This window comes from Curvibacter sp. T50 (assembly GCF_057219955.1).
In genome coordinates this window covers 500,015-523,089 of sequence record NZ_JBXVVU010000001.1, presented here as the reverse complement: position 1 = coordinate 523,089, position 23,075 = coordinate 500,015, and the positions used below count along the sequence as shown (strand labels likewise).

Here is a 23,075-nt window from a genome sequence, read left to right as displayed (position 1 = left end):
AAAATTCCCTGCGCGAGCGCGGTTACCGGCTGGCGTTCATTGGCTTGTCAACCCTGCACGGTACAGTGCGTTGTGTTTCCACCCTTTGCAAGGAGCTTGCCATGATGTCGATTCTGGGTTCACTGTTCATTGGCCTGATCGTCGGTTTCGTCGCCCGGGCGCTGAAACCGGGTGATGACAAACTGGGCCTGATCATGACCGCATTGCTCGGGGTGGGGGGATCCTTCGTCGCCGGTTACGGCGGCGCTGCCCTGGGCCTGTACGCGCCCGGGTCGGCTCCAGGCTTCATTGCTTCTGTGATCGGCGCCATCGTGCTTCTGTACGCCTACGCCTTCGTCAAAAGCAAATCGTCAAGCTGATGGCACGGCCACCGTCTTCCCTGGAACTGGCGGCCGGCAACCCGGCCCTTGAACAAGCGGTTCGGCGCAGCCGCGCCCTTTTGCATCGGCGGGCCTTGGTTGCGGGTGTGGCAAGCACCGTGCCGATACCGGGCGTTGACTGGGCGGTGGACGCCGCGTTGCTGTCACGCCTGATCCCCCGGATCAGCGGAGAATTCGGCCTGCTACCGGATCAGATCGACCGCTTGACGCCGGGACAGCGAGAGCGCATCCAGAAGGCGGTCGGTATGGTCGGAACCATCCTGATCGGCAAACTCATCACCCGCGATCTGATCCTTCGCGCCGCGCAGGCAGTTGGTGTACGGCTGACAGCGAAGCAGGCTGCGCGGTATGTGCCGCTGGCCGGACAGGCAGCTGCTGCGGTCATGGGCTATACCGCCATTCGATACCTCGGCGAGCAACATATCCGTGACTGCGTCCGCGTTGCCGTCGCAGCGCAGTTGCGAATTCCGTCCGCTGCACAAACCGAAATGGTCGAACGGGTTGACTTCCCTCACCCCGGCTGACGCCCCGAAATCATGGCCTAGGTCGTCCGTCCCGGATGGCGGGCACGTGGGCATGATCGGGTACAGTTACATCGGCAGGGCGGCGTCGCTGCCGCCTTTCGCCCAACCAAGGAGAGCCCATGTTTCCCGAATATCGCGACCTCATCAGCCGACTCAAGACCACGGACCACCATTTCCAGCATCTGTTTGACAAGCACAACGATCTGGACCAGAAAATCAAGAACATGGAAAACCATATCCTCCCGGGAACCCACGAGGAGATTGAAACCCTCAAGAAGGAAAAGCTGCACCTGAAGGACCAGTTGTACGTGATCCTTCGCAAAGCCGCAGCAGCCTGATCCGAAAGCATGTCTGAATCGACGCGCCTCCGGGGCGCGTCAGTTTTTTGGGGCCCGGAAAACAGAAAAGCCCGCAAACCGAAAGTTTGCGGGCCTTGATGTTCTGGTAGGACGTGCAGGATTCGAACCTGCGACCAACGGATTAAAAGTCCGCTGCTCTACCAACTGAGCTAACGTCCCACACGATCCGCACTCACACTGTGAATGCATCGCGACAAGCCCTAGATTATAGCGTGTTTTTCACGCTTTTCCTGGTCGGCAAGGTAATTGATCGCCCAATTGGCCGCACACAAACCGAACGTTGCGGTCACCGTCACCAGCGACCCGTATCCGTGACAGTTGAGGCTCCCATCCCCCGCCGCATCACAGGATTGCGATGGGCCGATCACCGGTTCGCGGCTGAAAACACACACCAGCCTCATCCGGCCCGTACCTCGCGGCGCCGCGTGGTGTTTGCGCAATCGGTATCGAACCTGAGCGAGCAAGGGGTCGTGGGTCACTGCCGCAAGATCGTCAAGTTCAACCGCCTGCGCAGATCGCTTGCCACCCGCAGCACCGACCAAAACAAGCGCTCGGCCTGTGCGCCGTGCCCACGCCGCCAGAGCTGTTTTTACACGCACCTCGTCGCAGGCGTCGATCACCACGTCGACCCCATCCGGGCAGAGGGTCTCCCAGTTCTCTGGCGTAACGAAGTCGTCTATGGCGTCGACGCGACAGGCCGGATGAATCTCGGCAATCCGGGCGCGCATGGCTTCCACTTTGGCTTGCCCGATCGTGCTGTCGAGCGCATGCACCTGACGATTGATGTTGGATTCGGCAACATGGTCCAGGTCCACCAGACTGATACGGCACATACCGGTTCGGGCCAGAGCTTCTGCAGCCCATGAACCAACCCCCCCGATCCCCACCACCAGAACATGCCCCTGGCGCACCCGATTTGCCGCCTGCCCGCCCACGAGGCGATCAAGCCCGCCGAACCGGCGCTGCAAATCCGCAGTCGGCGCAGCCGATGATTTCTTCGACCCGTCCGCTTCCGGCGGCACCATCAGAGGGTGCGTTCCAGGCGCCACATCTGATAGCGAAATGCGGCAACGGCGCCAGCCGCAATGCCAAGCACCGCCACCATACTCGTGATGCTCAAAGTGGACATTCCGCTGAGCCCCTGACCGACCGTGCAGCCCATGGCGGTCACCCCCCCGATCCCCATGAGCGTGGCGCCAACCAGGTGATTGGCGAGATCTTCCGTGCTCGCAAAACCCTCCCAGCGGAAGGAGCGGCTGAGCAAGGCCCACAATGCCGAGCCCGCCACGACACCGAAGACCGAAACCACCGCCAGGGTCAGCACCTTGCTTTTGTCACTGAAAAAGACAAACCAGTCCAGCGTGTAGGCCATCGGTGCAGTGAAGGTCAGTGCTTCCATTCGGCCGGTCGTAGTCCCCAGAAAAGCCTCCTGAAGCGTTTCCGGATGTTCGGCAACATAGCCAAGCCGGCCACTCACCCACCACATCGCCACCACCACCGCGCCAATTCCGAAGCCGGCAAGCAGGTTGTCTGCCTTGCGAAAATCCCTGCCGGCCAGGGCCCAAACGATCAGAGCACCACCGATCAGACCGGCCAGAACAAGGCCGGCAATCCGCGCGTCCAGCCCGAGCACCGAGGCCACCATTCCCGGCAATTGGGTGCCTGACTTGATTTCCACCGCGACTCGATCGACCGTTGCGACACGCAACACGGCGGTGATTCCTTTCAGGGTCGCGAACGCTGCAAACCCCATGACAAAAAACACCACCAGGGCTTTCAGGTTGCCGCCACCGATCCGGACGAGGGTCTTGCTTCCGCAGCCGGAGGCGAGAACCATGCCGAACCCGAAGAATGCGCCACCCACCAATGCCGACAACCAGATCCACCGGGTACCCGCATAAATGCTCTTGCCGGGATCGATCCAACCCAGCCAGACCATGGAGGCAAAGCCGATCATGCCGACGCCAACGGCCATCGCCCATTGCCGCAGGCGGTTCCAGTCGCCCATGTTGACGACATCACTGATCGCTCCCATGGTGCAAAAATGGGTTTTCTGGGCAATCACGCCAAACAGGGCGGAAACAATGAATACAGCCCAGAGCACCTGCTGGCTGAGCGCGGAAAGTTCGTTCGCTTGCATCAAGCGATTTTAAGTCCTTGCCCGAAGGCCGCTATTTCACCGCAGCTTGGGCAAGCGTTCCCGCGCGGCCGTGGCCGCTTCGCTTTTCGGGTGCAGTCGCACCAGGTCTTCCAGGGTCTTGCGCGCCCCACGGATGTCCTTGAGTTCGATCTGGCAGTTGGCCACGGACAGGAGGGCATCGGGAACGCGCGGATGATCACCGGCATCCGCCAACATGGCGCGAAAACTCGCCAACGCGTCCTTGAAGTCTTTCTGGGCGTACTGGGCGTTGCCCAGCCAGAAATGCACTGACGGCTGGTACGCGCTGGCGGGATGCCGGCGCAGGAAGTTCTGCAGTCCCGACTGGGCCGCGGCGAAGTCACCGGCACGGAACGCGGCAAATGCGGCATCGAAGTCGCGTTTTTCCGCCGCACTGACCAGGAGTTCGCGACCGTCGGCCTGAACCTTCAGCGGCTCCAGCGAGCGCAGCCGTTCGTCAATCACCTTGAGCCGGTCGTCCAGCGATCGCATCCGCTCGTCGACCGCCTGGACCCGCTGGACCGCGCCTTGGGCGCCGTCTCGTTCACGTCGCTGCCCTTCGGCAATCTCGCGCGCCAGTTGTTCATTGGCGCCCCGCTGACGGGCCAGATCGGCCTTCAGCGCCTCTATCTGATTCTGCAGGTCCAGCAGACTGCGTCGGAGCACTGCATTTTCGTCGGCCAGTCGCGTGTCGGCCGATTCGGCTTGTCCGCGGTTGGCCTCAACCCGGGCACGGAGATCCAGGATTGCCTTGCGCGCTTCGTCGTCAGAAAAAAGCGCCGCAGCAGTCCCGGGCCACAGCAGACAACCCGCCGCCAAAATCGGCAGGACAGGACGCAGCACCGCGTGGAAACCAGACAGCTCCCTCATCAGCGCACCACAATCACCGCACGCCGGTTGCGGGCGTGCGCAGCCTCATCCTGACCGGCCTGGGCGGGCTTTTCCTTGCCGAAGCTGATTGCCTCGACACGGGCCGATTCCACACCCAGGATGCCCAGTGCCCGCTGCACCGCTTCGGCCCGCTTTTGACCCAGCGCGACGTTGTACTCCCGACCGCCCCGTTCGTCCGTATGCCCTTCGACCACGGCCCGCTTGCCAGGATTTGCGCGCAGATAACGCGCATGGGCATCCACCACAAGCTGAAACTCGGGCTTGATGACAAAACTGTCGTAGTCGAAAAACACCAGGTTGGCACCGACCGGCGAGGCTGGCTCGGTCGGGCTCGGTGTCACGGTCACCGGGGCAACCTGGGTGCCCTGGCTCGTGCTCGGCGGCGTCGGCGACGTGCGACCGGCCTCCGCGCCGGAAGACGGTTGCCCTGACGGGACACCCGTCACCGCCGTTCCGGTGCGGTCTTCGACCGGGGCGCCCTCGTCGAGCTTGACACCCGTTCCGCAGGCGGTCAGCAACAGCGCAAAGGCCAGACCCGCGAGATGCGTGCGATGGTTTCGAACAGTCATCAATGTTTCTCCCTCGATACAGGTGTTCGTGGTTATCCGGGTTCAGGCGTTTGGAAACGGCCCCCAGGCCGGCTCGCGAATGTCACCCGCCTGTCCAGCCAACCGCGTCTTGATACGCCCATCCACCGTCGTTGTCATCAACGCCTCCCGTCCCTGAACCTGCGTGGCGTACATGATGAGCCGGCTGTTGGGGGCAAAACTGGGACTTTCGTCGTGCTGCGTGTCGGTCAGCGCCGTGACTGTCCCCGAGGACAGCTCCATCAGCTGTAGTCGAAAGGCGCTCGCGCTGCGACTGACAAAGGCCATGAAGCGGCCATCCGGACTCAACGCCGGCGATATGTTGTACGTTCCGTCAAAGCTCACCCGCTCCGCCGTCCCCCCGCGTACGGCAATGCGGTAGATCTGGGGCGAACCGCCTCGGTCGCTGACGAAATAGACCCACCGCCCGTCCGGCGAAAAACAGGGTTCGGTATCAATCGACGAACTGGTTTCCAGCCGGCGCGGTTCGCCACCCGTCGCATCCATGAGAAACAATTGCGATCCGCCGTCACGGCTGAGGGTGAGGGCCACCGTCGCGCCGTTCGGCGCCCAGGCAGGCGCGCTGTTGGACCCGCGGAAATTGGCCAGCAGACGCCGACGACCGGTTGCCACATCATGAATGAAGACCACCGGCTTGCGCGATTCGAAAGAAACGTAAGCCAGCGACTGCCCGTTGGGTGACCAGGTCGGGGAAATGATCGGCTCGGGACTGACAAGCGCCGAACGAGGGCTTTCCCCATCCGAATCAGCCACCCACACGGTGTGGCGCCCCCCCACACGGGTCACATAGGCGATCCGCGATGAGAAAACGCCCCGTTCGCCCGTCAGCTTTTCATAGACGAAATCGGCCACCCGATGCGCGACCAGCCGCAATTCGCCCGCGTCAACCGCGTAACTCTGGCCGCCAAGGTCCTGGCCCCGGACAAGGTCCCACAAGCGAAACCGGACATCCATGCGGCCATCGGCCAGGCGATTGATGCTTCCCGTGACCAGAGAGTCCGCGCCACGCTGACGCCACGCGGCCAGGTCAGGGCGGCTGAGTTCGTCCAGCGGTGGCGCACCGGCGGTATCCGCCAGCCGAAACTGGCCGCTGCGTTCCAGGTCGGCGGCAACGATGGCGCTGACAGAGGGCAGCCCGGCCGTCTCGCCTCGCAATGGCGCCACGGCCAAAGGAAGTTGCGTCAGTCCCACACCGGTTACTTCGACCCGAAACTGGGCCAGGGCCGGCACAACCGGCCATGCCGCCATGGCGGCCAAGGCATGCCGCCGGGAAAGGAAAAAGCGGGACTGCTGCAACTGAAAGGAAAGATCCATGCCCGAAATGCTATGCGGCTGATTCAAACGGAAGCGCAGTATCGCACGGCCGCCGCTGCCTTTCGGGCCGGTGCGCCGCCTTTACCGGCCCAACCGTGGGGCCGCCCGTAGAATCCTCCGCCACCATGTCCGACCACGCTGCATCCGAGACCACACCGCCCGCGCCTGCGCGATTGGTCGATCGGCTTCGGGCCTTGCTTCCGTGGTTTTCCAGGCCGCGAAGCCTCTGGGCGCTGGTTTTGCTCACGGCATTGGTCGGCGCTGCAACGGAACCCCTGATACCCGCCCTGCTCCAGCCGCTGCTGGATCGTGGCTTCAGTGCCGGAGCCTTGCCGCTGTGGCAGATACCGGCCGCGCTGATCGGGCTCTTTGCCATCCGGGGCCTGGCGCAGTTCGTTTCCCAGGTGGGTCTGGCCCGAATCGCCAACGACGGCATGCTGGACCTGCGCAAGGCCCTGTTTGACCGTTTGCTGCAGGCCGAGCCGGGCCTGTTCAGCCGCCAGTCCGCCAGCGCCTTGTCCAACACCGTGGTCTACGAAGTGCAGACCGGGGCGCTGCTGCTGGTCCAGGCGCTGCTGGCCGTTTTTCGCGACGGCTTCACCTTGCTCGCGCTGCTCGCGTACCTGCTGTTTCTGAACTGGAAGCTGACGCTGATCGTCGGTGTGACGGTTCCGGGGGTGGCCTGGATCATGAAGGTGTTTTCCCGGCGTCTGTACCACCTCACCCGTGACAGCCAGGCAGCGACCGATGAACTGGCGTACGTTGTGGAAGAGAACGTCCTGGCGCACCGCGTGGTTCGCCTGCACGGCGCGCAAACCGGGCAGGCCGGCCGGTTCGGGCAGTTGAGCCAGCAGTTGCGGCGGCTGGCGGTGCGCGCGACCATGGCCTCGGCCGCCACGACCCCACTGACCCAGTTGCTCGCGGCGGTCGCGCTGTCTGCGGTGATAGCCATCGCGTTGTGGCAGAGCCAGTCCGGTGGTCACGATGCGGTGACGGTTGGCGGGTTTGTCGCCTTCATCACTGCCATGCTGATGCTGATCGCGCCGATCCGGCGCCTGGCCGATGTCGCCGGCCCCATCACCCGTGGCGTTGCTGCCCTCGAACGTGGTCTGCGCCTGCTCGACGAGGTGCCGGTCGAAACGCCGGGCAGCCGCCCACTCGGCCGGTGCCGAGGGGAAATCGAGTGGCAGAAGGCGCAGTTGCGCTTTGCCGACGGCGTTTGCGCGCTTGACCAAGTCGATCTGCAGGTCGGGGCCGGGGAAGTGATCGCTTTTGTCGGGCCCTCCGGCGCCGGAAAGACGACCCTGGTCAACCTGTTGCCCCGTTTTGTTGCCGCCAGCGCCGGCAGGATACTGCTTGATGGTGTGGACATCCGGGACTACCGCCTGACCGATCTGCGCCGCCAGTTAGCCATGGTCAGCCAGGATGTCGTGATGCTCAACGACACGCTGGCCGCCAATGTGGCCCTGGGAGAAATCCCCGACCGGGAGCGCATCACCCGGTGCCTGCGGGCCGCCCATCTGGCCGACCATGTGGACGGACTGCCGCAGGGCATGGACACCCGACTCGGTCACAACGCGGCCCAGTTGTCCGGCGGACAGCGTCAGCGCCTGGCCATTGCGCGCGCCCTCTACAAGGACGCCCCCATCCTGATTCTTGACGAAGCCACGTCAGCCCTCGACGGGGAATCGGAACGGGCCGTGCAAGCCGCCTTGGCCCACCTGATGCAGGGACGCACAACCCTTATCGTCGCGCACCGTCTGTCCACAATTGAACATGCCGACCGCGTGGTGGTGATGAACCGCGGCCGGGTGGTCGAACAGGGCACCCATGCCGCACTGCTGGAGCAAGGTGGCTTGTACGCACGACTGCACCGGGCGGCTGACCCCAGCGGCGCACTGCCCGACACCGCCTGACGGCCTGCCGGCCACTGCTCACAGGAGCACGATGTCGTATTGTTCAGGCCCGAGCGCAGCCTCGGTCTGCAGGGAGATCGGTTTGCCGATGAAATCCGACAGGCCCGCAAGGTGCTGGTTTTCCTCGTCCAGCAGCAGTTCGATCACCGCCGGTGCGGCCACCACCCGGAATTCGCGCGGATTGAACTGCCGCGCTTCCCGCAGGATCTCGCGCAGGATGTCATAGGCCACCGTGCGCGCGGTGCGCACCACGCCACGGCCATCGCAGGCCGGACAGGGCTGACACAGCAGATGGGCCAGCGATTCGCGGGTGCGCTTGCGGGTCATCTCGACCAGCCCCAGCTGCGAGAAACTGCCCGACGAGGTCTTGACCCGGTCGCGCGCGAGCTGGCGGCGCAACTCCGCCAGAACCGCCTCCTGGTGGTCTTCGCGTGACATGTCGATGAAATCCACAATGACGATACCGCCCAGATTGCGCAGTCGCAGCTGGCGGGCAATGGCCTGGGCCGCTTCAAGATTGGTCTTGAAGATGGTGTCGTCGAAATTGCGGGCACCCACAAAACCGCCGGTATTGACGTCGATGGTGGTGAGTGCCTCGGTCTGATCCACGATCAGGTATCCACCGGACTTCAGTTCGACCCGCCGGCCCAGCGCGCGAAGAATCTCGTCATCGATGCCATAAAGGTCAAAAATGGGACGCTCGCCCTTGTAGTGCTGAAGACGTGCGGCGGCAGCCGGCATGAACTCCCGGCCGAACGTCATCAGACGATGGAACTGTTCGTTCGAATCGATCCGAATTGCCTGGGTCCCTTCGCCAACCAGATCGCGCAAAACCCGCTGCAGCAGATCCAGATCCTGATGCAGGAGGGATGCCGGCGGCAGTTTGCCTGCGCGCTCGCGCGTCCGGGCCCAGGCCTTGCGCAAATAGGCGATGTCGTCGGCCAGTTCTGCATCGGTGGCATCTTCGGCGTTGGTACGCAGGATGAAGCCCCCGCCTGCGCTACCGGCAAGCGCCTGCACCCGCGAGCGCAGACTGTCGCGCTGGTCGGGCGCGATCTTCTGCGAAACGCCGATATGGTCGTCCTGGGGCAGAAACACCAGCATTCGGCCGGCAATGCTGATCTGGGTGGAAAGCCGTGCGCCTTTGGTGCCGATCGGGTCCTTGATGACCTGCACCATGATCGCCTGACCCTCGAATATCTGCTTTTCGATGGGCTTGGGCACTTGCCCATTGCCATTCGCCTGTCGCAACTGTGCCGGAGTTTCCCCGCCCTCCTGGCGTTGCCAGACGTCCGCGACATGCAGGAACGCCGCGCGGTCCAACCCGATGTCGATGAATGCCGACTGCATGCCGGGCAGCACCCGCGCAACCTTGCCCAGGTAGACATTGCCGACCAGACCACGCTCCAGCGTCCGTTCGACATGGATTTCCTGCACGGCGCCGTTTTCCACCACGGCCACGCGGGTTTCCTGGGGCGCCCAGTTGATGAGGATGTCCTGCTGCATGCCCGCCATTGTCATCGCTTTGGGCCGGCACGGCCGGTTCCGGCCTGTGGGGCCCTGCCGACGGGCGCCCGCAACGCCGCCAGCAACTCTGCCGTCTCATACAGCGGCAAGCCCATGATGCCGGTGTAGCTGCCGCTGATGCGCCGCACAAAGGTGGCCGCCAGTCCCTGAATGCCATAACCGCCCGCTTTGCCGAACGGCTCAGCCGATGCCACATAGGCGTCGATGCGCCTGGCATCGAGCGGCGCAAACCAGACCGTCGAGATGGACAGGCGGCTTTCGCGGCGCGGTCCGAGCTGTGCCGCCACCGCGGTCAGGACCCGGTGCGACCTCCCGGCCAGGGCCTGCAGCATGGTGCGGGCGGCCTCGGGGCTGTCGGGTTTGCCCAGAATCTGGCGCCCCAACGCCACCGTGGTGTCGGCGCACAGCACCGGCGCGTCCGGCAGGCCCAGGCGGTCGCGGCGGGCCACCGCCGCGTCAAGTTTCAGCCCGGTGACCCGTTGAACATAGCGGGCCGGAGCCTCCCCGGGTCGCGCCGCCTCCAGGGACTCCAGCGCGGCCTCCTCGGCCGCATCGGAGGGCAAGAGCAAACACCAGGGAACGCCGATCTGGTCCAGCAGTTGCCGCCGGCGCGGGCTCTGGGAAGCCAGGTAAATGCCACCGCCTGCTTCCGGGAACGGGGTCATGGCAACGCAGCTTTCATTCACGATGGTAGGGATGATGGGCGTTGACGGACCAGGCGCGGTAGAGCTGCTCGACCAGCAGAACCCGGGCCAGCGCATGGGGCAAGGTCAGATCGGACAAGCGGATGCGTTCGTGCGCGGCGGCGCGAAAGTCGGGCTCCAGGCCGTCCGGGCCGCCAATCACCAGGGCAACGTCATCGCCACCGCCCTGCCAGTCGCGCAGGCGCCTGGCCAGTGCCAGCGTGGTCAGGGTCTCGCCGCGTTCGTCCAGCACCACCACCCGCATGCCCCGCGCGATTTGCGATTCGATGCGCTGGCGCTCGGCGGCCAGCAACGTCTCCAGGGTGCGCGAGGCCCGCGGCTCGGTCTTCACCGCCCGCAATTCGACCCGCAACTCGGGCGGAAACCGCTTGGCGTAGTCATCCCATGCGGACTGGGCCCAGTCGGGGATACGCTGACCGACGGCCACAATCAGCAGCTTCATGGCCGTGCCGGGCGGTCAGGACTTCGGCGCGGTGCGGCTGGCCGATTTGCGTGCGGGCGCCTTTCGGCCGGCAGCGGGCGCTGCTTTGGCACCGGTGGCCGATTCGGCTCCTGGGGCCGATTTGGCGGCCGCAGGCGTTTTCCGGGTTGCGGCGGATGCTTTTTTGGCGGGCGCGGCGCCGACTTTCGGGGCGGTCGATGCGGCGGTGCGTGGTGCGGCGGTCTTCTTCGCCGCAACCCGGGCGGGCGTCGCTGCCGGCTTCTTCGAAGCCGGTGCCGTAGCTACCTTTTTTGCAGCAGAAGATGACCTTTTTGCGCTGGGTATCGCCTGTTTTTCTTCCGATTCGGCCCGCGTCACGGCTTTTGCGCGGCCGGCAGTCGCGCGAGGAGCCGGTTTGGTGTCCGGCTTTGCGGCGGCAGCGACCTGGACGCGGCTCGCGGGGCCTTTGAGATGCACGGGCTTGTCACCCCAGATCTCCTCCAGGTTGTAGTACTGGCGGATCGCCGGCTGCATGATGTGAACCACGACCTGGCCGCAGTCGACGATGATCCACTCCCCGTTCTCCTCGCCCTCGACGCGGGGTTTGGGGAAACCGGCTTCCCGCACCGCATCGCGCACACTCGCTGCCAAAGCCTTGGTCTGCCGATTGGACGTCCCCGAGGCCACCACCACCCGCTCGAACAGCGCCGACAGGTGTTCGGTGTTGAACACCACAATATTCTGGGCCTTGACATCTTCCAGGCCATCGACGACGGCCCGCTGGAGTTTCTGGGTGTTTTTCTTGGCGGTGGAATCAGTCATCAGCGTGGTGGTAGAGGTGGTTGGTTTCAATATAACGTGCAACGGACGGAAGGACCAGATCGTCAATACCCTCGCCCGCGGCCACTCGGTGGCGGATGGTGGTGGCGCTGAGCGGCTGGAGTGGCCACTGCAGCCGTACCAGTTCCCCCTGGCGGGCCAAAACCGCGAATTCGGCCTCTTTTTCGGCAGTACCCAGCGTATTCTGGTCTCTCTCAGCTATCACGAGTGTAGCAATTTGCAAAATCTCGGCCCAGCCCCGCCAATGACGAAAGGCAACCGCCTGGTCCTCACCGATCAAAAGGAACCAGTGCACGCCGGGTTCCTCGGCCTGCAATTCGCGCAGGGTGTCCACGGTATAGCTGGCGCCGGTGCGGCGGGTCTCGCGGTCGTCGACCTGTGCGCCGGGCACCGAGGCAAACGCCAGTTGCGCCATCGCAACACGGTGCGCTGCGGCGCTGGTCCGGGCCGGGCGGTGCCAGGCCTGCCCGGTGGGTATCACCCGCAGCGCGTCCAGCGCCAGGCGGTGTATCGCCGCGCGTGCCAGCGCCTCGTGCGCCCGGTGGGGCGGGTCGAACGCGCCGCCGAACACGCCGATCCGCAGCGGCTGCCGACGCGTCAAATCCAATCCTTGCGCACCAGAAAGCGCTCCCGCAGCGCCGCTTCGGGCGAACCGGCGCCGTCGGTGCGCTGGTAGGACCAACTCACCAGCGGCGGCATCGACAACAGGATGGACTCGGTGCGCCCCCCGGACTGCAATCCGAAATGGGTTCCCCGGTCCCAGACCAGGTTGAACTCCACATAGCGACCGCGGCGGTACAGCTGGAAATCGCGTTCGCGCTCGCCATACGGCGTGTCACGCCGGCGTGCGACGATGGGTTCATAGGCCACCAGGAATGCATCACCCACGGCGCGGATCATGGCAAAGCCGTTGTCAAAGCCGCCTTCGGAAAAATCGTCAAAAAACACGCCGCCCACACCGCGCTGCTCGCCGCGGTGCTTGAGGCAGAAATATTCGTCACACCAGGTCTTGAAACGCGGATATTTGTCAGCGCCGAACGGCGCCAGCGCATCCCGGCAGACGGTATGGAAATGCACCGCGTCGTCGTCGAAGCCGTAATACGGCGTCAGGTCCATGCCGCCGCCGAACCATGCAACGGGCGCCTGCCCGGGCGCCGCGGCGCTGATCATGCGCACATTCATGTGCACGGTCGGCACATAGGGATTGCGGGGGTGGAACACCAGCGAAACGCCCATGGCTTCGAACGGTGCGCCGGCCAGCTCGGGGCGATGCTGGGTCGCCGACGGCGGCAGGCGCGGGCCGCTGACGTGCGAGAACCCGCAGCCGGCCCGCTCGAACACCGCGCCCCCTTCCACAATGGCAGTGCGTCCCCAGCCCTGCAGCGGCTCGCCCGGCGCTTTGCGCCACTCATCGACAAGAAAGGCGGCGCCGTCCATGGCCGTGACCGAGTCGGTGATCCGGCGCTGCAGGCTCTGCAAATAGGGGCTGACGGCAGCCATATCGGGTGGGTTCATGGTCGGATGGGGTGGGATGCCGCAATGCACAGCGGCCGGCCAGCGCCTGCCCGTGCGGGTTGGACTGTCATGGGCGCAGCGCGCGATGGCCGATATCGCGCCGCATCTGCATGCCTTCGAAACGGATGCCGCGCGCCACCTCGTAGGCACGCTGCTGGGCCAGCTTGACCGAATCGGCCAGCGCGGTCACACACAGCACCCGACCGCCGGACGTCAGCACCTCGCCGTCGTGCTCGACGGTACCGGCGTGGAAAACCATGGCGTCGTCGGCTTCGGGTGGCAGACCGGTAATGGCGTCACCTTTGCGAGGGTTGAGCGGATAACCGGCGGCCGCCATCACCACCCCCAGCGCCGGGCGCCGGTCCCACACCAGTTCCACCGTGTCGAGCTGGCCACAGGTCGCCGCCATCATCACGTCGAACAGGTCTGTCTTGAGCCGCATCAGGATGGGCTGGGTTTCCGGGTCGCCCATGCGGCAGTTGAACTCCAGCGTCTTCGGGTGGCCGGTGGCGTCGATCATCAGGCCGGCATACAGGAAGCCGGTGAACGGGACACCGTCTTTTTCCATGCCGCGGATGGTCGGCAGGATGATCTCGCGCATGGCGCGGGCATGCACGTCGGCCGTCACCACCGGGGCGGGCGAATAGGCACCCATGCCGCCGGTGTTCGGCCCTTCATCGCCATCGAGCAAGCGCTTGTGGTCCTGGCTGGTGGCCATGGCCTCGACGTTCTTGCCGTCGCACATCACGATGAAGCTGGCCTCCTCGCCCTGCAGGAAGTCCTCGATGACCACCCGCGCACCTCCGGCGTTGTGGCTCACGCCCAGCGGGTTGTCCAGCAGCATGAAATCGATCGCCTCGTGGGCCTCGGCCAAAGTCTGGGCCACCACCACGCCTTTCCCGGCGGCCAGTCCGTCGGCCTTGACCACAATCGGCGCGCCTTTGCGGGCCACGTAGGCATGGGCCTCGGCCGGGTCAGAGAAGGTTTCGTATTCAGCCGTCGGGATGCCATGGCGCTTCATGAACGCCTTGGAAAAGGCCTTGGAACTCTCCAGCTGCGCGGCGGCCTGCGTGGGGCCGAAAATCCGCAATCCGTGGGCACGAAACTCGTCCACCACACCGCCTGCCAGCGGGCCCTCCGGCCCCACCACCGTGAGCCCGACTTTTTCGGCCTGCGCCCATTCACGCAGTGCCCGGATATCGGTCAACGCGAGGTTGACCAGCCGCCGGTCGCGCGCCGTGCCGCCATTGCCCGGGGCCACATAGACTTGCTGCACCTTGGGCGACTGCGCCAGCTTCCAGGCCAGCGCGTGTTCACGGCCGCCACCCCCAATGACCAGAACCTTCATGCCGGCGCCCTTCATTCGGCCAGCTCGGCGTTGTGGAAAACCGCCTGCACATCATCCAGGTCCTCCAGCATGTCCAGCAGTTTTTGCATCCGGGACGCATCCTCGCCGGCCAGTTCGATCGTGTTCTCCGGACGCATCGTCACTTCCGCCATGTCGGCCGCCAGGCCGCTGGCCTCGAGCGCATTCTTGACCGCCTCGAATTCGCCCGGCGCCGTCAGCACCTCGATGGCGCCCTCTTCGTCGGCAATCACATCCTCGGCGCCGGCATCGAGCGCCACTTCCATGACCTTGTCCTCACTGGTACCCGGCGCAAAAACCAGCTGGCCGCAATGCTTGAACTGGAACGCCACCGAACCTTCGGTGCCCATGTTGCCGCCGTACTTGCTGAAGATGTGGCGCACTTCGGCCACCGTACGGACGCGGTTGTCGGTCATGGTGTCGACAATGATGGCCGCGCCACCGATGCCATACCCTTCATAACGGATTTCTTCGTAGTTGACGCCTTCCAGGTTGCCGGTGGCCTTGTCGATGTTGCGCTTGACCGTGTCGGCCGGCATGTTGGCCGCCTTGGCCTTCTCGATGGCCAGGCGCAGGCGCGGATTGGCCGCCGGATCACCACCGCCGGTGCGGGCGGACACCATGATCTCGCGGACCACCCGGGTCCAGATACGCTGGCGCTTTTCGTCCTGTCTGCCCTTGCGGTGCTGAATATTTGCCCATTTGCTGTGGCCGGCCATCACAAACCCTTCTGCATTGATTTAATCTAGTCACCCCGATTTTACTTTTTGCCCCTCCGAAGGGCTCCCGCCATGGCCGAACCCCTGCTGATTGCACGCAACCGCGACACCGAATGCCTCATCCTGCCCGGCCTGGCCAACCGCCACGGGCTGATCACGGGCGCCACCGGAACCGGCAAGACCGTCACCCTGCAGGCGATGGCGGAGCAGTTTTCAGCCATCGGGGTGCCCGTCTTCATGGCCGACATCAAGGGCGACCTCACCGGCATCAGCCAGGCGGGCCATGTGGGCGAAAAAATGGCCAAGGTGCTGGCCGAACGCGGGCTGCCGACCCCGCCATCCCGCGCCTGCCCGGCAACGGTGTGGGATGTGTTCGGCGAACAGGGCCACCCCGTGCGCACCACGATCAGCGACATGGGGCCCTTGCTGCTGGCCCGCATGCTCAATCTGAACGAAACCCAGACCGGTGTGCTCAACCTGGTGTTCAAGATTGCCGACGACAACGGCATGCTGCTGCTGGACCTCAAGGACCTGCGGGCCATGCTGCAACATGTGGGCGAAAACGCCAAACAGTTCACCACCCAGTACGGCAACATCAGCGCCGCCAGCGTGGGCGCCATACAGCGCGGCCTGCTGCAGATCGAACAGCAAGGCGGCGACCGCTTCTTCGGCGAGCCCATGCTGGACATCAACGACTTCATGCAGACCGTCGACGGCCGGGGCATGATCAACATCCTGGCGGCCGACAAACTGCTCAACTCGCCGCGCCTGTACGCCACCTTCCTGCTGTGGATGTTGTCGGAGCTGTTTGAGCTGCTGCCCGAAATCGGCGATCCGGAAAAACCCAAACTGGTGTTTTTCTTCGACGAAGCCCACCTGTTGTTCAACGAAGCGCCCAAAGTCCTGGTCGAGCGCATCGAACTGGTGGTCCGCCTGGTGCGTTCGAAAGGCGTGGGCGTCTATTTCGTCACACAGAACCCGCTGGACATCCCCGACAGCGTCCTGGGCCAGCTGGGTCACCGGGTCCAGCACGCCCTGCGCGCCTTCACCCCGCGCGACCAGAAGGCTGTTCGCGCCACGGCCGAGACCATGCGGCCCCGCGCCGGGCTGGACATTGAAGCCGCCATCACGGAGCTGGCCGTCGGTGAGGCCCTGGTCAGTTTCCTTGATGCCAAGGGTCGCCCCACGGAAACCGCCCGGGTCTACGTCCTGCCGCCCGGAAGCCAGATCGGGCCCATCGCCGCCGAGCAACGCAAGGCCCTGCTGGAGGGCTCCCTCGTGGCCGGCGTCTACGAAAAACTGGTCGACCGGGAAAGCGCCTATGAAATGCTGCGCCAGCACGCCGCCGGCGCGCCGGCCGCGGCGGGCGGGGCCACCGGGGACACCGCAGGCGCTACCGCCGGTGGCGGCGAGGGGCTGGGTGGCAAACTCAATGACGTGCTGTTCGGTCGCACCGGCCCGCGGGGCGCCCAGCACGATGGCCTGGTCCAGACCATGGCCAAATCGGCGGTACGCACCATGGGCACAACCCTGGGGCGCGAGATCCTGCGCGGCGTGCTGGGCAGCCTTCTGGGCGGACGGCGGCGCTGAGGCCAGGTCCCGACCTCACGACACGATCATGGCTGACGTCCACACCGTCCGGCACCCGCTGGTCCACCACAAGCTGGCGCGCCTGCGCGACCGGGCGACGCCGCCGGACCAGTTCCGCCGTCTGGTGCATGAACTGGGGTTGCTGCTGGCCGTGGAAGCGACCCGCCACCTGCCCACCCGGCCATGTTCCTTTCAGACCCCGCTGGAAACCTGCACGGGTCAGACCCTCGCCGGCGGCGGCCTGGTTCTGGTGCCGGTGCTGCGCGCCGGCCTGGGCCTGCTCGACAGCTTTCTGACGCTGGTCCCCGAGGCCCGGATTGGCCATGTCGGCCTGTACCGGGACCCGCAAAGCCTTGAGGCCATCGACTACTACTGCAAACTGCCCGACGGCCTGGAAGACTGCGACGCCCTGGTGCTGGACCCCATGCTCGCCACCGGTCATTCCGCGGTCGCCGCGCTGCAGCGGGTGCGCGCCGCGCGGCCGCGCACCCTGGGGCTGGTCTGCCTGGTCGGTTGCCCCGAAGGCATAGCGGCGGTCCAGGCGGCGCACCCGGACGTCGCCATCGTGACCGCCGCGGTGGACCGCGGCCTGGACGCCCATGGGTACATCCTGCCCGGGCTGGGTGATGCCGGTGACCGCCAGTTCGGCACCGGCTGATCCATGGCCACACCGCCCTCCTCGCGCCGATGGCAGGCATGGCTCCTGGGCATTCCGGCCACCCTGCTGACGATCGCCTTGCTGGCCGTCGCGGCCGGCCAGGCGGGCGCTTTTGCCGGCAGCCGCCCGTCGGACCTTGGCGCGGTGGGCGGGCTGCTCAGACCGCCATCGCACACGCCCAACAGCGTCAGTAGCCAGGCCAACCGGCATCCGGACCATCCGCAACGCGAACGCGCGCAGATTGCGCCGCTGCGCTATGAAGGCAGCGGGCAGGCCGCGATGCAACGCCTCGCCGCCGTCCTCGCGCGCCAGGACCGCACGGTGGTGGTACGCAACGAGCCGGGCTACCTGCACGCCGAAAGCCAGACGGCGCTCATGCGCTTTACCGATGACCTGGAGTTTCTGCTGGCCGAGACTGAAGGCGTCATTCACTTGCGTTCGGCCAGCCGCATCGGTTACGGGGATCGGGGCGTGAATCGCGCCCGCATCGAAGACATCCGCCGCGCCTTCGACACTTCGGTCGAGCCTAAGGCAGGCGCGCGCCCCCGTCCAGCAACGCCGTAACCAGCCATCGCAGTCCGAAGGCGCCGACCAGCACCGCCGAGCCACGCGTCAACGCCCGGTGACGAGCGCTGTAGGCATTCTGAACCCCCGGCAAGGACAGCACGAGCGCCAGCGCACCGTGCCAGACCCATGAGTTGAGGTAGACCAGCGCCACCGCCGCCGCCGCCATCCGTGCAGGGGGATCGGCCGGCAACGCGGTCGCGAAAACGCTGCCATAAAAGAGCGCAATTTTCGGGTTCAGCACACTGGTAAAGAAGCCCGCGCGAAAGGCAGACAGCGCCGACACCACCCGATCGGGTACCGAAGGCGCCGACCCACCGGACCGCCACAGATTACGCGCCAACACCAGCAGATAAATCCCCCCCGCCACCTGCGCCACCTGCCGCAGCACCGGGTGGGTGCTGAACACCGCCCCGACCCCCGCAACCGCCAGCAGGGCCCACATCAGCGTTCCTGTGGTCATGCCCACAACCGCCGCCAGCGCCGCGCGCCGCGCGCCCCCGGCCGCCAGCTGGCCGATCAGCACAAAATTGAAACCCGGCACGAGCAACACGGCCCAGTGCAGGACGGCGATGGTGAACAACGCGGCGATCATGAACCGCTGGCCGCCCGGCCGGCACGGGGCGCGGAGATCCAGTCCGCCGGCGGCACGCGGGACACGGCGTCACCCGGCAGCGGGCAATCGGCCACCGGGGGATCAAAGCCGACGTTGTTTTTTCCCTGAAACCCATCGGGGCAGGCCATGCGGGCGCCGCTCAGGTTCGCCAGGGCTGGGTTCCGGCGCCCGTCCGCCAGACTGTTATGACAATCCGTCACCGCAACCAGGAAATCCATCCGCGTCACCGGGTCCTTAAGGTCCGTGTATCCCACCACCGGGCACTGCAGCGGCCCGGCGATGCCGCTGACCCGCAACCGCACGGGCGCGGTCATGGACGCCACGGAATCCGCGCGCAGCTCGACCACCGCGCGCGAGAAAGCACTACCCGCCAGCCCATTGCCGGCGCGTATCTGCAGGCCATCGACGACGGTTTCACTGGATCGGGAAGATGGTCGATGAATCAAGGCCAGGTACCGAGGCACGGGAACCTCTGTCTGCAGTAGCCCGCCCAGTGCCTGCGATTGCATCGATTGATCATCCAGATTCTGCTGAAACGCGATACAACTGTGCGACGCGCCCAATGGACTGCGAACTCCGTTGCGTTGATAGTCATAGGTAGGATTGACCACACGCCCATTACCCAGCTGGAAGTCAAATTCCACCGAGTGTGTGATCGACACGGCCCGGCTGCGCCGCACAACCGGATCGATCACCGTGGTGTCCGAACATTGCGACTTGAGACTTCGACCCTGACAATCGACAAAGGTGCAGCCCCGCACCATGGCACGGCCGCTACGCGCCCCGTACACCGACGCCGCCCGGCGGCTGAAGACCGCGATGCCGTCGGCGTCATGGCTGCCGATGCCGGGCACCCGCACATCCTGCACCCACACATCCTCGATCAACACCGAACCAGAAAACCCGCTGACCGCAATGCCTTTGCTGGCACCGCCCACCGGATTGGTCCGCCGGACCGATTCAACCCGGCAGCCAAGAATCTCCACCCGCCGAAAGTCACCGATCACCGCGAGCGCCTGATTCTCGCGGGTCTCACGCTCCGCCCGCTCGAAAAAATTGCGCAGCACCAGCGGGGCCGTGATCGCCACCGAGCCGCCCGCTTCGCCGTTATGACGTACCGTGATCCCCCGCGCAGCCCGGTGTGCCCCGTCAATCGTCAGAGAGCCACCCCGGATGCTGCAATCACAGGCCGCTTCGGTATGGACATACACCACGTCGGCGAACGGCTGTGCCTGCGGATCCACAGCGATCCGCACCGGACCATCGCACACCAGATGCAAGGTGCCCGCGGGCCGCGCGCTGGAGTAGCCAAGCAGCGGGCGGCTGATGCGGTAGTGCCCGCGCAGCACCAGGGGAATACCCCGGGACACCGCCTGCTCGAACGCCGCCCCCAGCGACTGGCTGTCATCGGTCTGCCCGTCCCCCATCGCCCCGAACCGGCGAGCGTCCAACGGGAGTGCGGCTGACTGCGCCCGTGGGCGCGTGCCCACCAGGGCGAGGGCCAATGCCACGAACGCGCGCAGCCCCTGGCGCCGGCGAGGGTCAAGACGCCACAAAGGAATCATCGTCATCAACCACGGGAAGCCTGCGCAGCCTGCGCGGCCCGCAGACCTGACAGGTAGGCGCCGTGGGCGGTGCCGAAATCGGCTTTTGCGGTCGCTTCGCCGGCAAAGAAGACCCGCCCGGCCAGGGGCGCGGCCAGCTGATCGCGCATGGCGGGGCTGGACCCAAGCGCGTGGAACGAATAGCTGCCGCGCGCAAAAGGGTCGGCCGCCCAGCGGGTGATCTGGTAGTCCACCGGCTCGGGAACCGCGTTGCCGAACAGGGTGCGCAACGTCGCCATGGCGCTGGCAACGATGTCGCGGTCGCTCCACGCCTCGATCTCGCGGCCCCGCTCGGCCGCATTGAAGCCCAGGAGCACCGGCCACCCCGTGGCGCGCCGAAGGCTGACCCACTCCGTCCACTGGCCGGGCTGCGCCGACACATGCTCCATCCAGTCCACCTCCGGCGGCCAGAAGACCCGCCCGAACCGCAGGTAACACTTGTTGAGCACACCCATGCCCAGGCGCTCGATCGCCGCGCGCTTTTCCGCTGGAAGCGCCGGCGCGAAGTCAATCGCATTCGCCTGGAGCACCCCCAGCGGCACTGTCACCACCACCCGGTCGGCCCCGAACTCGCTGCGATCGGTGAACACCCGCACCTGGGGGCCGCCCCAGCGCACTGCGCGCACCACCTGTCCGGTCTCGATCGCCAGCCCGCTGGCCAAGTGCCGCGTCAGCACCCCGAAACCTTCGGTGAACAGCGCGTCATCGCCCTTGAGGGCGCGCGCGCTGTCAAACCAGTGCGCGGACAGGCGGGCGGCGCTGCCGCCGTACTCCTGCTCGATATCGCCGCTGAGCACGAACTCCACGAAACGCCGGCCCTCCGATCCCAAAGGGTGGGCCTGCAGCAGCGGGGCGACCACCTGACGCACCGAACGGTCGGCGTCCGCATCCTGCGCGCGGCGTAGGGCGCCGAAAACCTGCTGCCGCAAACCCTCCAGCCGCGCCGATTCGGCATCGGTCAGCAAATGGCCTTCGGTGGCATAACTGGCCACCCGGTCGTAGCGGGTGATACGGCGTGACGCGCCCGCCACGTCCGCCAGTTCGGTCAGCGGGTTGCCGCGCACCCCATGAATCCAGGTGGCACCCAGGTCCAGCGGCATGTCGGCCCACTGGGTGCTGGTCCAGATTCGGCCACCGATTCGTTCGCGCGCCTCCAGCACCGTCACCGCCCAGCCCAGTTGCCGCAGGCTGCGGGCCGCGGCCAGGCCGGCCAGACCGGCGCCGATCACCACCACCCGCCGAGCCGATCCACTGGCCGAGGTGGCCGAAGCCGCAGGCTGCGCCCATGCCCCGGCGGATGGGCCCAGCATGGCCAGGGCGGCGCCCCGTCGCAAAAAATCGCGCCGGGCCATCACGTGCCCCCTGCTGCGCCAGTCGGCTGCATGCGCGCCACAAGCAGACACGCCAGCGCGGGCAGCCGGCCCGGGGGGGGTCGAAACATCAATTTTCATAGCAACAAGCGACCTTTTTGCGCTGGGTACGCCCCGAAATCGCCTGATTGTGACGCAGGAAGCCGGTTTTCCGCCAGTCCCCTGCCCCGCCGCGCGCCAGCGGCGGGTGCGGGCCGCCTCAGCGGGCCGTCAGATGCGCCTCTACGCCCCGCCGCGGCGCCGGGGAGACGGGCGGCGCAAAGCCCACCCGCGCCCACATCTGCACCGTTTCGCCGGGCGCCGTGGCCCCAGCCAGCTGGTGAATCTGGCGGTACCCCGCCGCCTGTTCGGGGTATTCCTGCAGCGCCTGCTGCAGCGGATGCATGGAAATCCCCAGGGCCGTGGCCGCAAGCTGCGCCCGCACATAAGCGCGTCCGGCGGCCACCTGGGTGGGGCGGAGGTTATCGGCGCTGACCAGGGTGAAGAACAGCGGGGTGCTGGCGATGCGTTCGTTGAAAGTCCGTATCTGCCCGGCAACGGCCGAATCACCCGGCTTGGGCGCCACGCTGCGGTCAAACAGGCCCACGGCCGTCAGCGCCCGCACCAGCGGGCTGTTGATGGAGATGCCATCGCGGTGCTGCGCAATCTCTTTCGGGCCGATGCGCAGCCAGCGGTACGACTCCAAAATGGTGCGGGGGGTATCCATCTCGATTTTCCAGGCGGCCATCGCAATCTCGCGGTGCTGGCGCAAGGCCTCGCCACGCGCCGCACCCGTCCAGTCCAGGCGCAATCCACGGCCGCTTTCATGGCCGGTGACGCTCTCGGCAATGGTGCGCAGCGCCTGGGCGTCCGGCTCGCGCGATTCGTAGGCCTCGCGGTTGGTGCGGCGCCGGAAGATCTGGGCAAACAGCGGGTCGGGGGTGACCCCAGCCTGCGCCAACAAGCGGATGCGCGCCGTCGGCTGGTCCGTCAGGCGGTCCGGCGGCGGCACCCCGTCGGGAAACAGCGTGATCTCCGCCCGCAGCCCGATGGCCCGGGCCGCCTGATCCAGCAGCTCCAGAAAAGTCCCCTGGCTCATCATCATCTGGCGGGAAAACGGGTCGGTTTCCGGCAACAGGCGCCCCCGGTCCACCGACAGCGTGATCACGCCGGGCTCGCGCAGATCAACCAGCCAGCTTTGCAGGTTGTGCGAATGCGGCGCCAGGATGGCGTGGGCCAGCAGCCATCGGCGCGGGTCAGTGCCGGGCGGAGGCGGATTGCCGGGTCCCTGCCAGGCCGCCAGCGCCTCCGCCGGGAGGTCGGACGAACACGCCGTCAAGGCGGGCGCGGCGGCGGCTGTTACCACTCCACCGCCGATCAGTCGAACAAAAAAACGTCGTTGCATGGGTTTTCCCTTTCGGATTTCGCCGGGGCAAACGGCCGTCGTCTGCC

Annotated in this window: 24 protein-coding genes and 1 tRNA gene; 7 read left to right on the top strand and 18 right to left on the bottom strand. The window is 66.0% G+C overall.

Annotated features, from left to right (window positions below):
• The first annotated feature begins 101 nt into the window (after nucleotides 1-101).
• From AC2EBU_RS02500 to AC2EBU_RS02490, 3 genes are all read left to right on the top strand, one after another.
• Nucleotides 102-359, top strand: a complete 258-nt coding sequence (locus AC2EBU_RS02500; protein ID WP_484608802.1) for a GlsB/YeaQ/YmgE family stress response membrane protein — start codon at nucleotides 102-104, stop codon at nucleotides 357-359.
• On the top strand, nucleotides 359-904 hold the full coding sequence (locus tag AC2EBU_RS02495) for a hypothetical protein (protein ID WP_484608801.1): 546 nt from the start codon (nucleotides 359-361) through the stop codon (nucleotides 902-904). The genes AC2EBU_RS02500 and AC2EBU_RS02495 overlap by 1 nt, the downstream gene beginning before the upstream one ends.
• A 119-nt stretch (nucleotides 905-1,023) precedes the next feature.
• The gene (locus tag AC2EBU_RS02490; RefSeq protein WP_484608800.1) at nucleotides 1,024-1,242 is read left to right on the top strand and encodes an HP1242/YdcH family protein; all 219 of its coding nucleotides are present in this window, start codon (nucleotides 1,024-1,026) and stop codon (nucleotides 1,240-1,242) included.
• A 104-nt stretch (nucleotides 1,243-1,346) separates the two neighbouring features.
• On the opposite strand, the gene AC2EBU_RS02485 is transcribed toward AC2EBU_RS02490, so the two are convergent.
• The 6 genes from AC2EBU_RS02485 to tolB form a co-directional block, all read right to left on the bottom strand.
• A tRNA-Lys gene (locus AC2EBU_RS02485) sits at nucleotides 1,347-1,422 on the bottom strand.
• 41 nt (nucleotides 1,423-1,463) lie between these two features.
• The gene (locus tag AC2EBU_RS02480) at nucleotides 1,464-2,288 is read right to left on the bottom strand and encodes a tRNA threonylcarbamoyladenosine dehydratase (protein WP_484608799.1); all 825 of its coding nucleotides are present in this window, start codon (nucleotides 2,286-2,288) and stop codon (nucleotides 1,464-1,466) included.
• Complete coding sequence (locus AC2EBU_RS02475; RefSeq protein ID WP_484608798.1) at nucleotides 2,288-3,403, bottom strand: YeeE/YedE family protein; 1,116 nt, start codon at nucleotides 3,401-3,403, stop codon at nucleotides 2,288-2,290. Before AC2EBU_RS02475 ends, AC2EBU_RS02480 begins: the two co-directional genes overlap by 1 nt.
• A 36-nt stretch (nucleotides 3,404-3,439) precedes the next feature.
• Nucleotides 3,440-4,291 carry a tol-pal system protein YbgF gene (gene ybgF, locus AC2EBU_RS02470; protein ID WP_484608797.1) on the bottom strand — a complete coding sequence of 284 codons (852 nt, stop codon included), beginning with the start codon at nucleotides 4,289-4,291 and terminating at the stop codon, nucleotides 3,440-3,442.
• A complete protein-coding gene (pal, locus tag AC2EBU_RS02465; protein ID WP_484608796.1) occupies nucleotides 4,291-4,881 on the bottom strand; it encodes a peptidoglycan-associated lipoprotein Pal in 591 nt (196 codons plus the stop codon). The genes ybgF and pal overlap by 1 nt, the downstream gene beginning before the upstream one ends.
• Before the next feature lie 42 nt (nucleotides 4,882-4,923).
• Nucleotides 4,924-6,234 (bottom strand): Tol-Pal system beta propeller repeat protein TolB, encoded by a 1,311-nt coding sequence (gene tolB / locus AC2EBU_RS02460; RefSeq protein ID WP_484608795.1) that lies wholly within the window; start codon nucleotides 6,232-6,234, stop codon nucleotides 4,924-4,926.
• 125 nt (nucleotides 6,235-6,359) lie between these two features.
• On the opposite strand from tolB, the gene msbA reads away from it, so the two are divergent.
• Entirely contained in the window at nucleotides 6,360-8,150 is a 1,791-nt protein-coding gene (gene msbA / locus AC2EBU_RS02455; RefSeq protein ID WP_484608794.1) for a lipid A export permease/ATP-binding protein MsbA, read from the top strand.
• 18 nt (nucleotides 8,151-8,168) lie between these two features.
• On the opposite strand, the gene rng is transcribed toward msbA, so the two are convergent.
• The 8 genes from rng to AC2EBU_RS02415 form a co-directional block, all read right to left on the bottom strand.
• A complete protein-coding gene (gene rng / locus AC2EBU_RS02450) occupies nucleotides 8,169-9,656 on the bottom strand; it encodes a ribonuclease G (RefSeq protein WP_484608793.1) in 1,488 nt (495 codons plus the stop codon).
• A gap of 11 nt (nucleotides 9,657-9,667) precedes the next feature.
• Entirely contained in the window at nucleotides 9,668-10,342 is a 675-nt protein-coding gene (locus AC2EBU_RS02445) for a Maf family protein (protein WP_484608792.1), read from the bottom strand.
• Between the two features lie 13 nt (nucleotides 10,343-10,355).
• Nucleotides 10,356-10,823, bottom strand: a complete 468-nt coding sequence (rlmH, locus tag AC2EBU_RS02440; RefSeq protein WP_484608791.1) for a 23S rRNA (pseudouridine(1915)-N(3))-methyltransferase RlmH — start codon at nucleotides 10,821-10,823, stop codon at nucleotides 10,356-10,358.
• Between the two features lie 15 nt (nucleotides 10,824-10,838).
• Nucleotides 10,839-11,624 carry a ribosome silencing factor gene (gene rsfS / locus AC2EBU_RS02435; protein WP_484608790.1) on the bottom strand — a complete coding sequence of 262 codons (786 nt, stop codon included), beginning with the start codon at nucleotides 11,622-11,624 and terminating at the stop codon, nucleotides 10,839-10,841.
• The gene (gene nadD, locus AC2EBU_RS02430; protein ID WP_484608789.1) at nucleotides 11,617-12,249 is read right to left on the bottom strand and encodes a nicotinate (nicotinamide) nucleotide adenylyltransferase; all 633 of its coding nucleotides are present in this window, start codon (nucleotides 12,247-12,249) and stop codon (nucleotides 11,617-11,619) included. Before nadD ends, rsfS begins: the two co-directional genes overlap by 8 nt.
• Nucleotides 12,240-13,157, bottom strand: coding sequence for an oxygen-dependent coproporphyrinogen oxidase (gene hemF, locus AC2EBU_RS02425; RefSeq protein WP_484608788.1), 918 nt, complete (start codon nucleotides 13,155-13,157; stop codon nucleotides 12,240-12,242). Before hemF ends, nadD begins: the two co-directional genes overlap by 10 nt.
• Nucleotides 13,158-13,224: 67 nt before the next feature.
• Nucleotides 13,225-14,505, bottom strand: coding sequence for a phosphoribosylamine--glycine ligase (purD, locus tag AC2EBU_RS02420; RefSeq protein ID WP_484608787.1), 1,281 nt, complete (start codon nucleotides 14,503-14,505; stop codon nucleotides 13,225-13,227).
• An 11-nt stretch (nucleotides 14,506-14,516) separates the two neighbouring features.
• The gene (locus tag AC2EBU_RS02415; protein WP_484608786.1) at nucleotides 14,517-15,242 is read right to left on the bottom strand and encodes a YebC/PmpR family DNA-binding transcriptional regulator; all 726 of its coding nucleotides are present in this window, start codon (nucleotides 15,240-15,242) and stop codon (nucleotides 14,517-14,519) included.
• Between the two features lie 72 nt (nucleotides 15,243-15,314).
• Between AC2EBU_RS02415 and AC2EBU_RS02410 the strand changes: the two genes are divergently transcribed.
• From AC2EBU_RS02410 to AC2EBU_RS02400, 3 genes are read left to right on the top strand one after another with little or no spacing between them, the layout of a single operon-like run.
• Entirely contained in the window at nucleotides 15,315-16,832 is a 1,518-nt protein-coding gene (locus AC2EBU_RS02410; protein WP_484608785.1) for a helicase HerA-like C-terminal domain-containing protein, read from the top strand.
• A 28-nt stretch (nucleotides 16,833-16,860) separates the two neighbouring features.
• Nucleotides 16,861-17,490, top strand: coding sequence for a uracil phosphoribosyltransferase (upp, locus tag AC2EBU_RS02405; RefSeq protein WP_484608784.1), 630 nt, complete (start codon nucleotides 16,861-16,863; stop codon nucleotides 17,488-17,490).
• A gap of 3 nt (nucleotides 17,491-17,493) precedes the next feature.
• Nucleotides 17,494-18,054 carry a DUF1499 domain-containing protein gene (locus AC2EBU_RS02400; protein ID WP_484608783.1) on the top strand — a complete coding sequence of 187 codons (561 nt, stop codon included), beginning with the start codon at nucleotides 17,494-17,496 and terminating at the stop codon, nucleotides 18,052-18,054.
• On the opposite strand, the gene AC2EBU_RS02395 is transcribed toward AC2EBU_RS02400, so the two are convergent.
• From AC2EBU_RS02395 to AC2EBU_RS02380, 4 genes are all read right to left on the bottom strand, one after another.
• Complete coding sequence (locus AC2EBU_RS02395; protein WP_484608782.1) at nucleotides 18,017-18,649, bottom strand: LysE family translocator; 633 nt, start codon at nucleotides 18,647-18,649, stop codon at nucleotides 18,017-18,019. The two genes, AC2EBU_RS02400 and AC2EBU_RS02395, sit on opposite strands and share 38 nt — an antisense overlap.
• Nucleotides 18,646-20,241: a hypothetical protein gene (locus tag AC2EBU_RS02390; protein ID WP_484608781.1), complete on the bottom strand. Its 1,596-nt coding sequence runs from the start codon at nucleotides 20,239-20,241 to the stop codon at nucleotides 18,646-18,648. Before AC2EBU_RS02390 ends, AC2EBU_RS02395 begins: the two co-directional genes overlap by 4 nt.
• Nucleotides 20,241-21,626 carry a flavin monoamine oxidase family protein gene (locus tag AC2EBU_RS02385; RefSeq protein WP_484608780.1) on the bottom strand — a complete coding sequence of 462 codons (1,386 nt, stop codon included), beginning with the start codon at nucleotides 21,624-21,626 and terminating at the stop codon, nucleotides 20,241-20,243. Before AC2EBU_RS02385 ends, AC2EBU_RS02390 begins: the two co-directional genes overlap by 1 nt.
• A 217-nt stretch (nucleotides 21,627-21,843) precedes the next feature.
• Entirely contained in the window at nucleotides 21,844-23,028 is a 1,185-nt protein-coding gene (locus tag AC2EBU_RS02380; protein WP_484608779.1) for an Acg family FMN-binding oxidoreductase, read from the bottom strand.
• Between the last annotated feature and the right edge of the window lie 47 nt (nucleotides 23,029-23,075).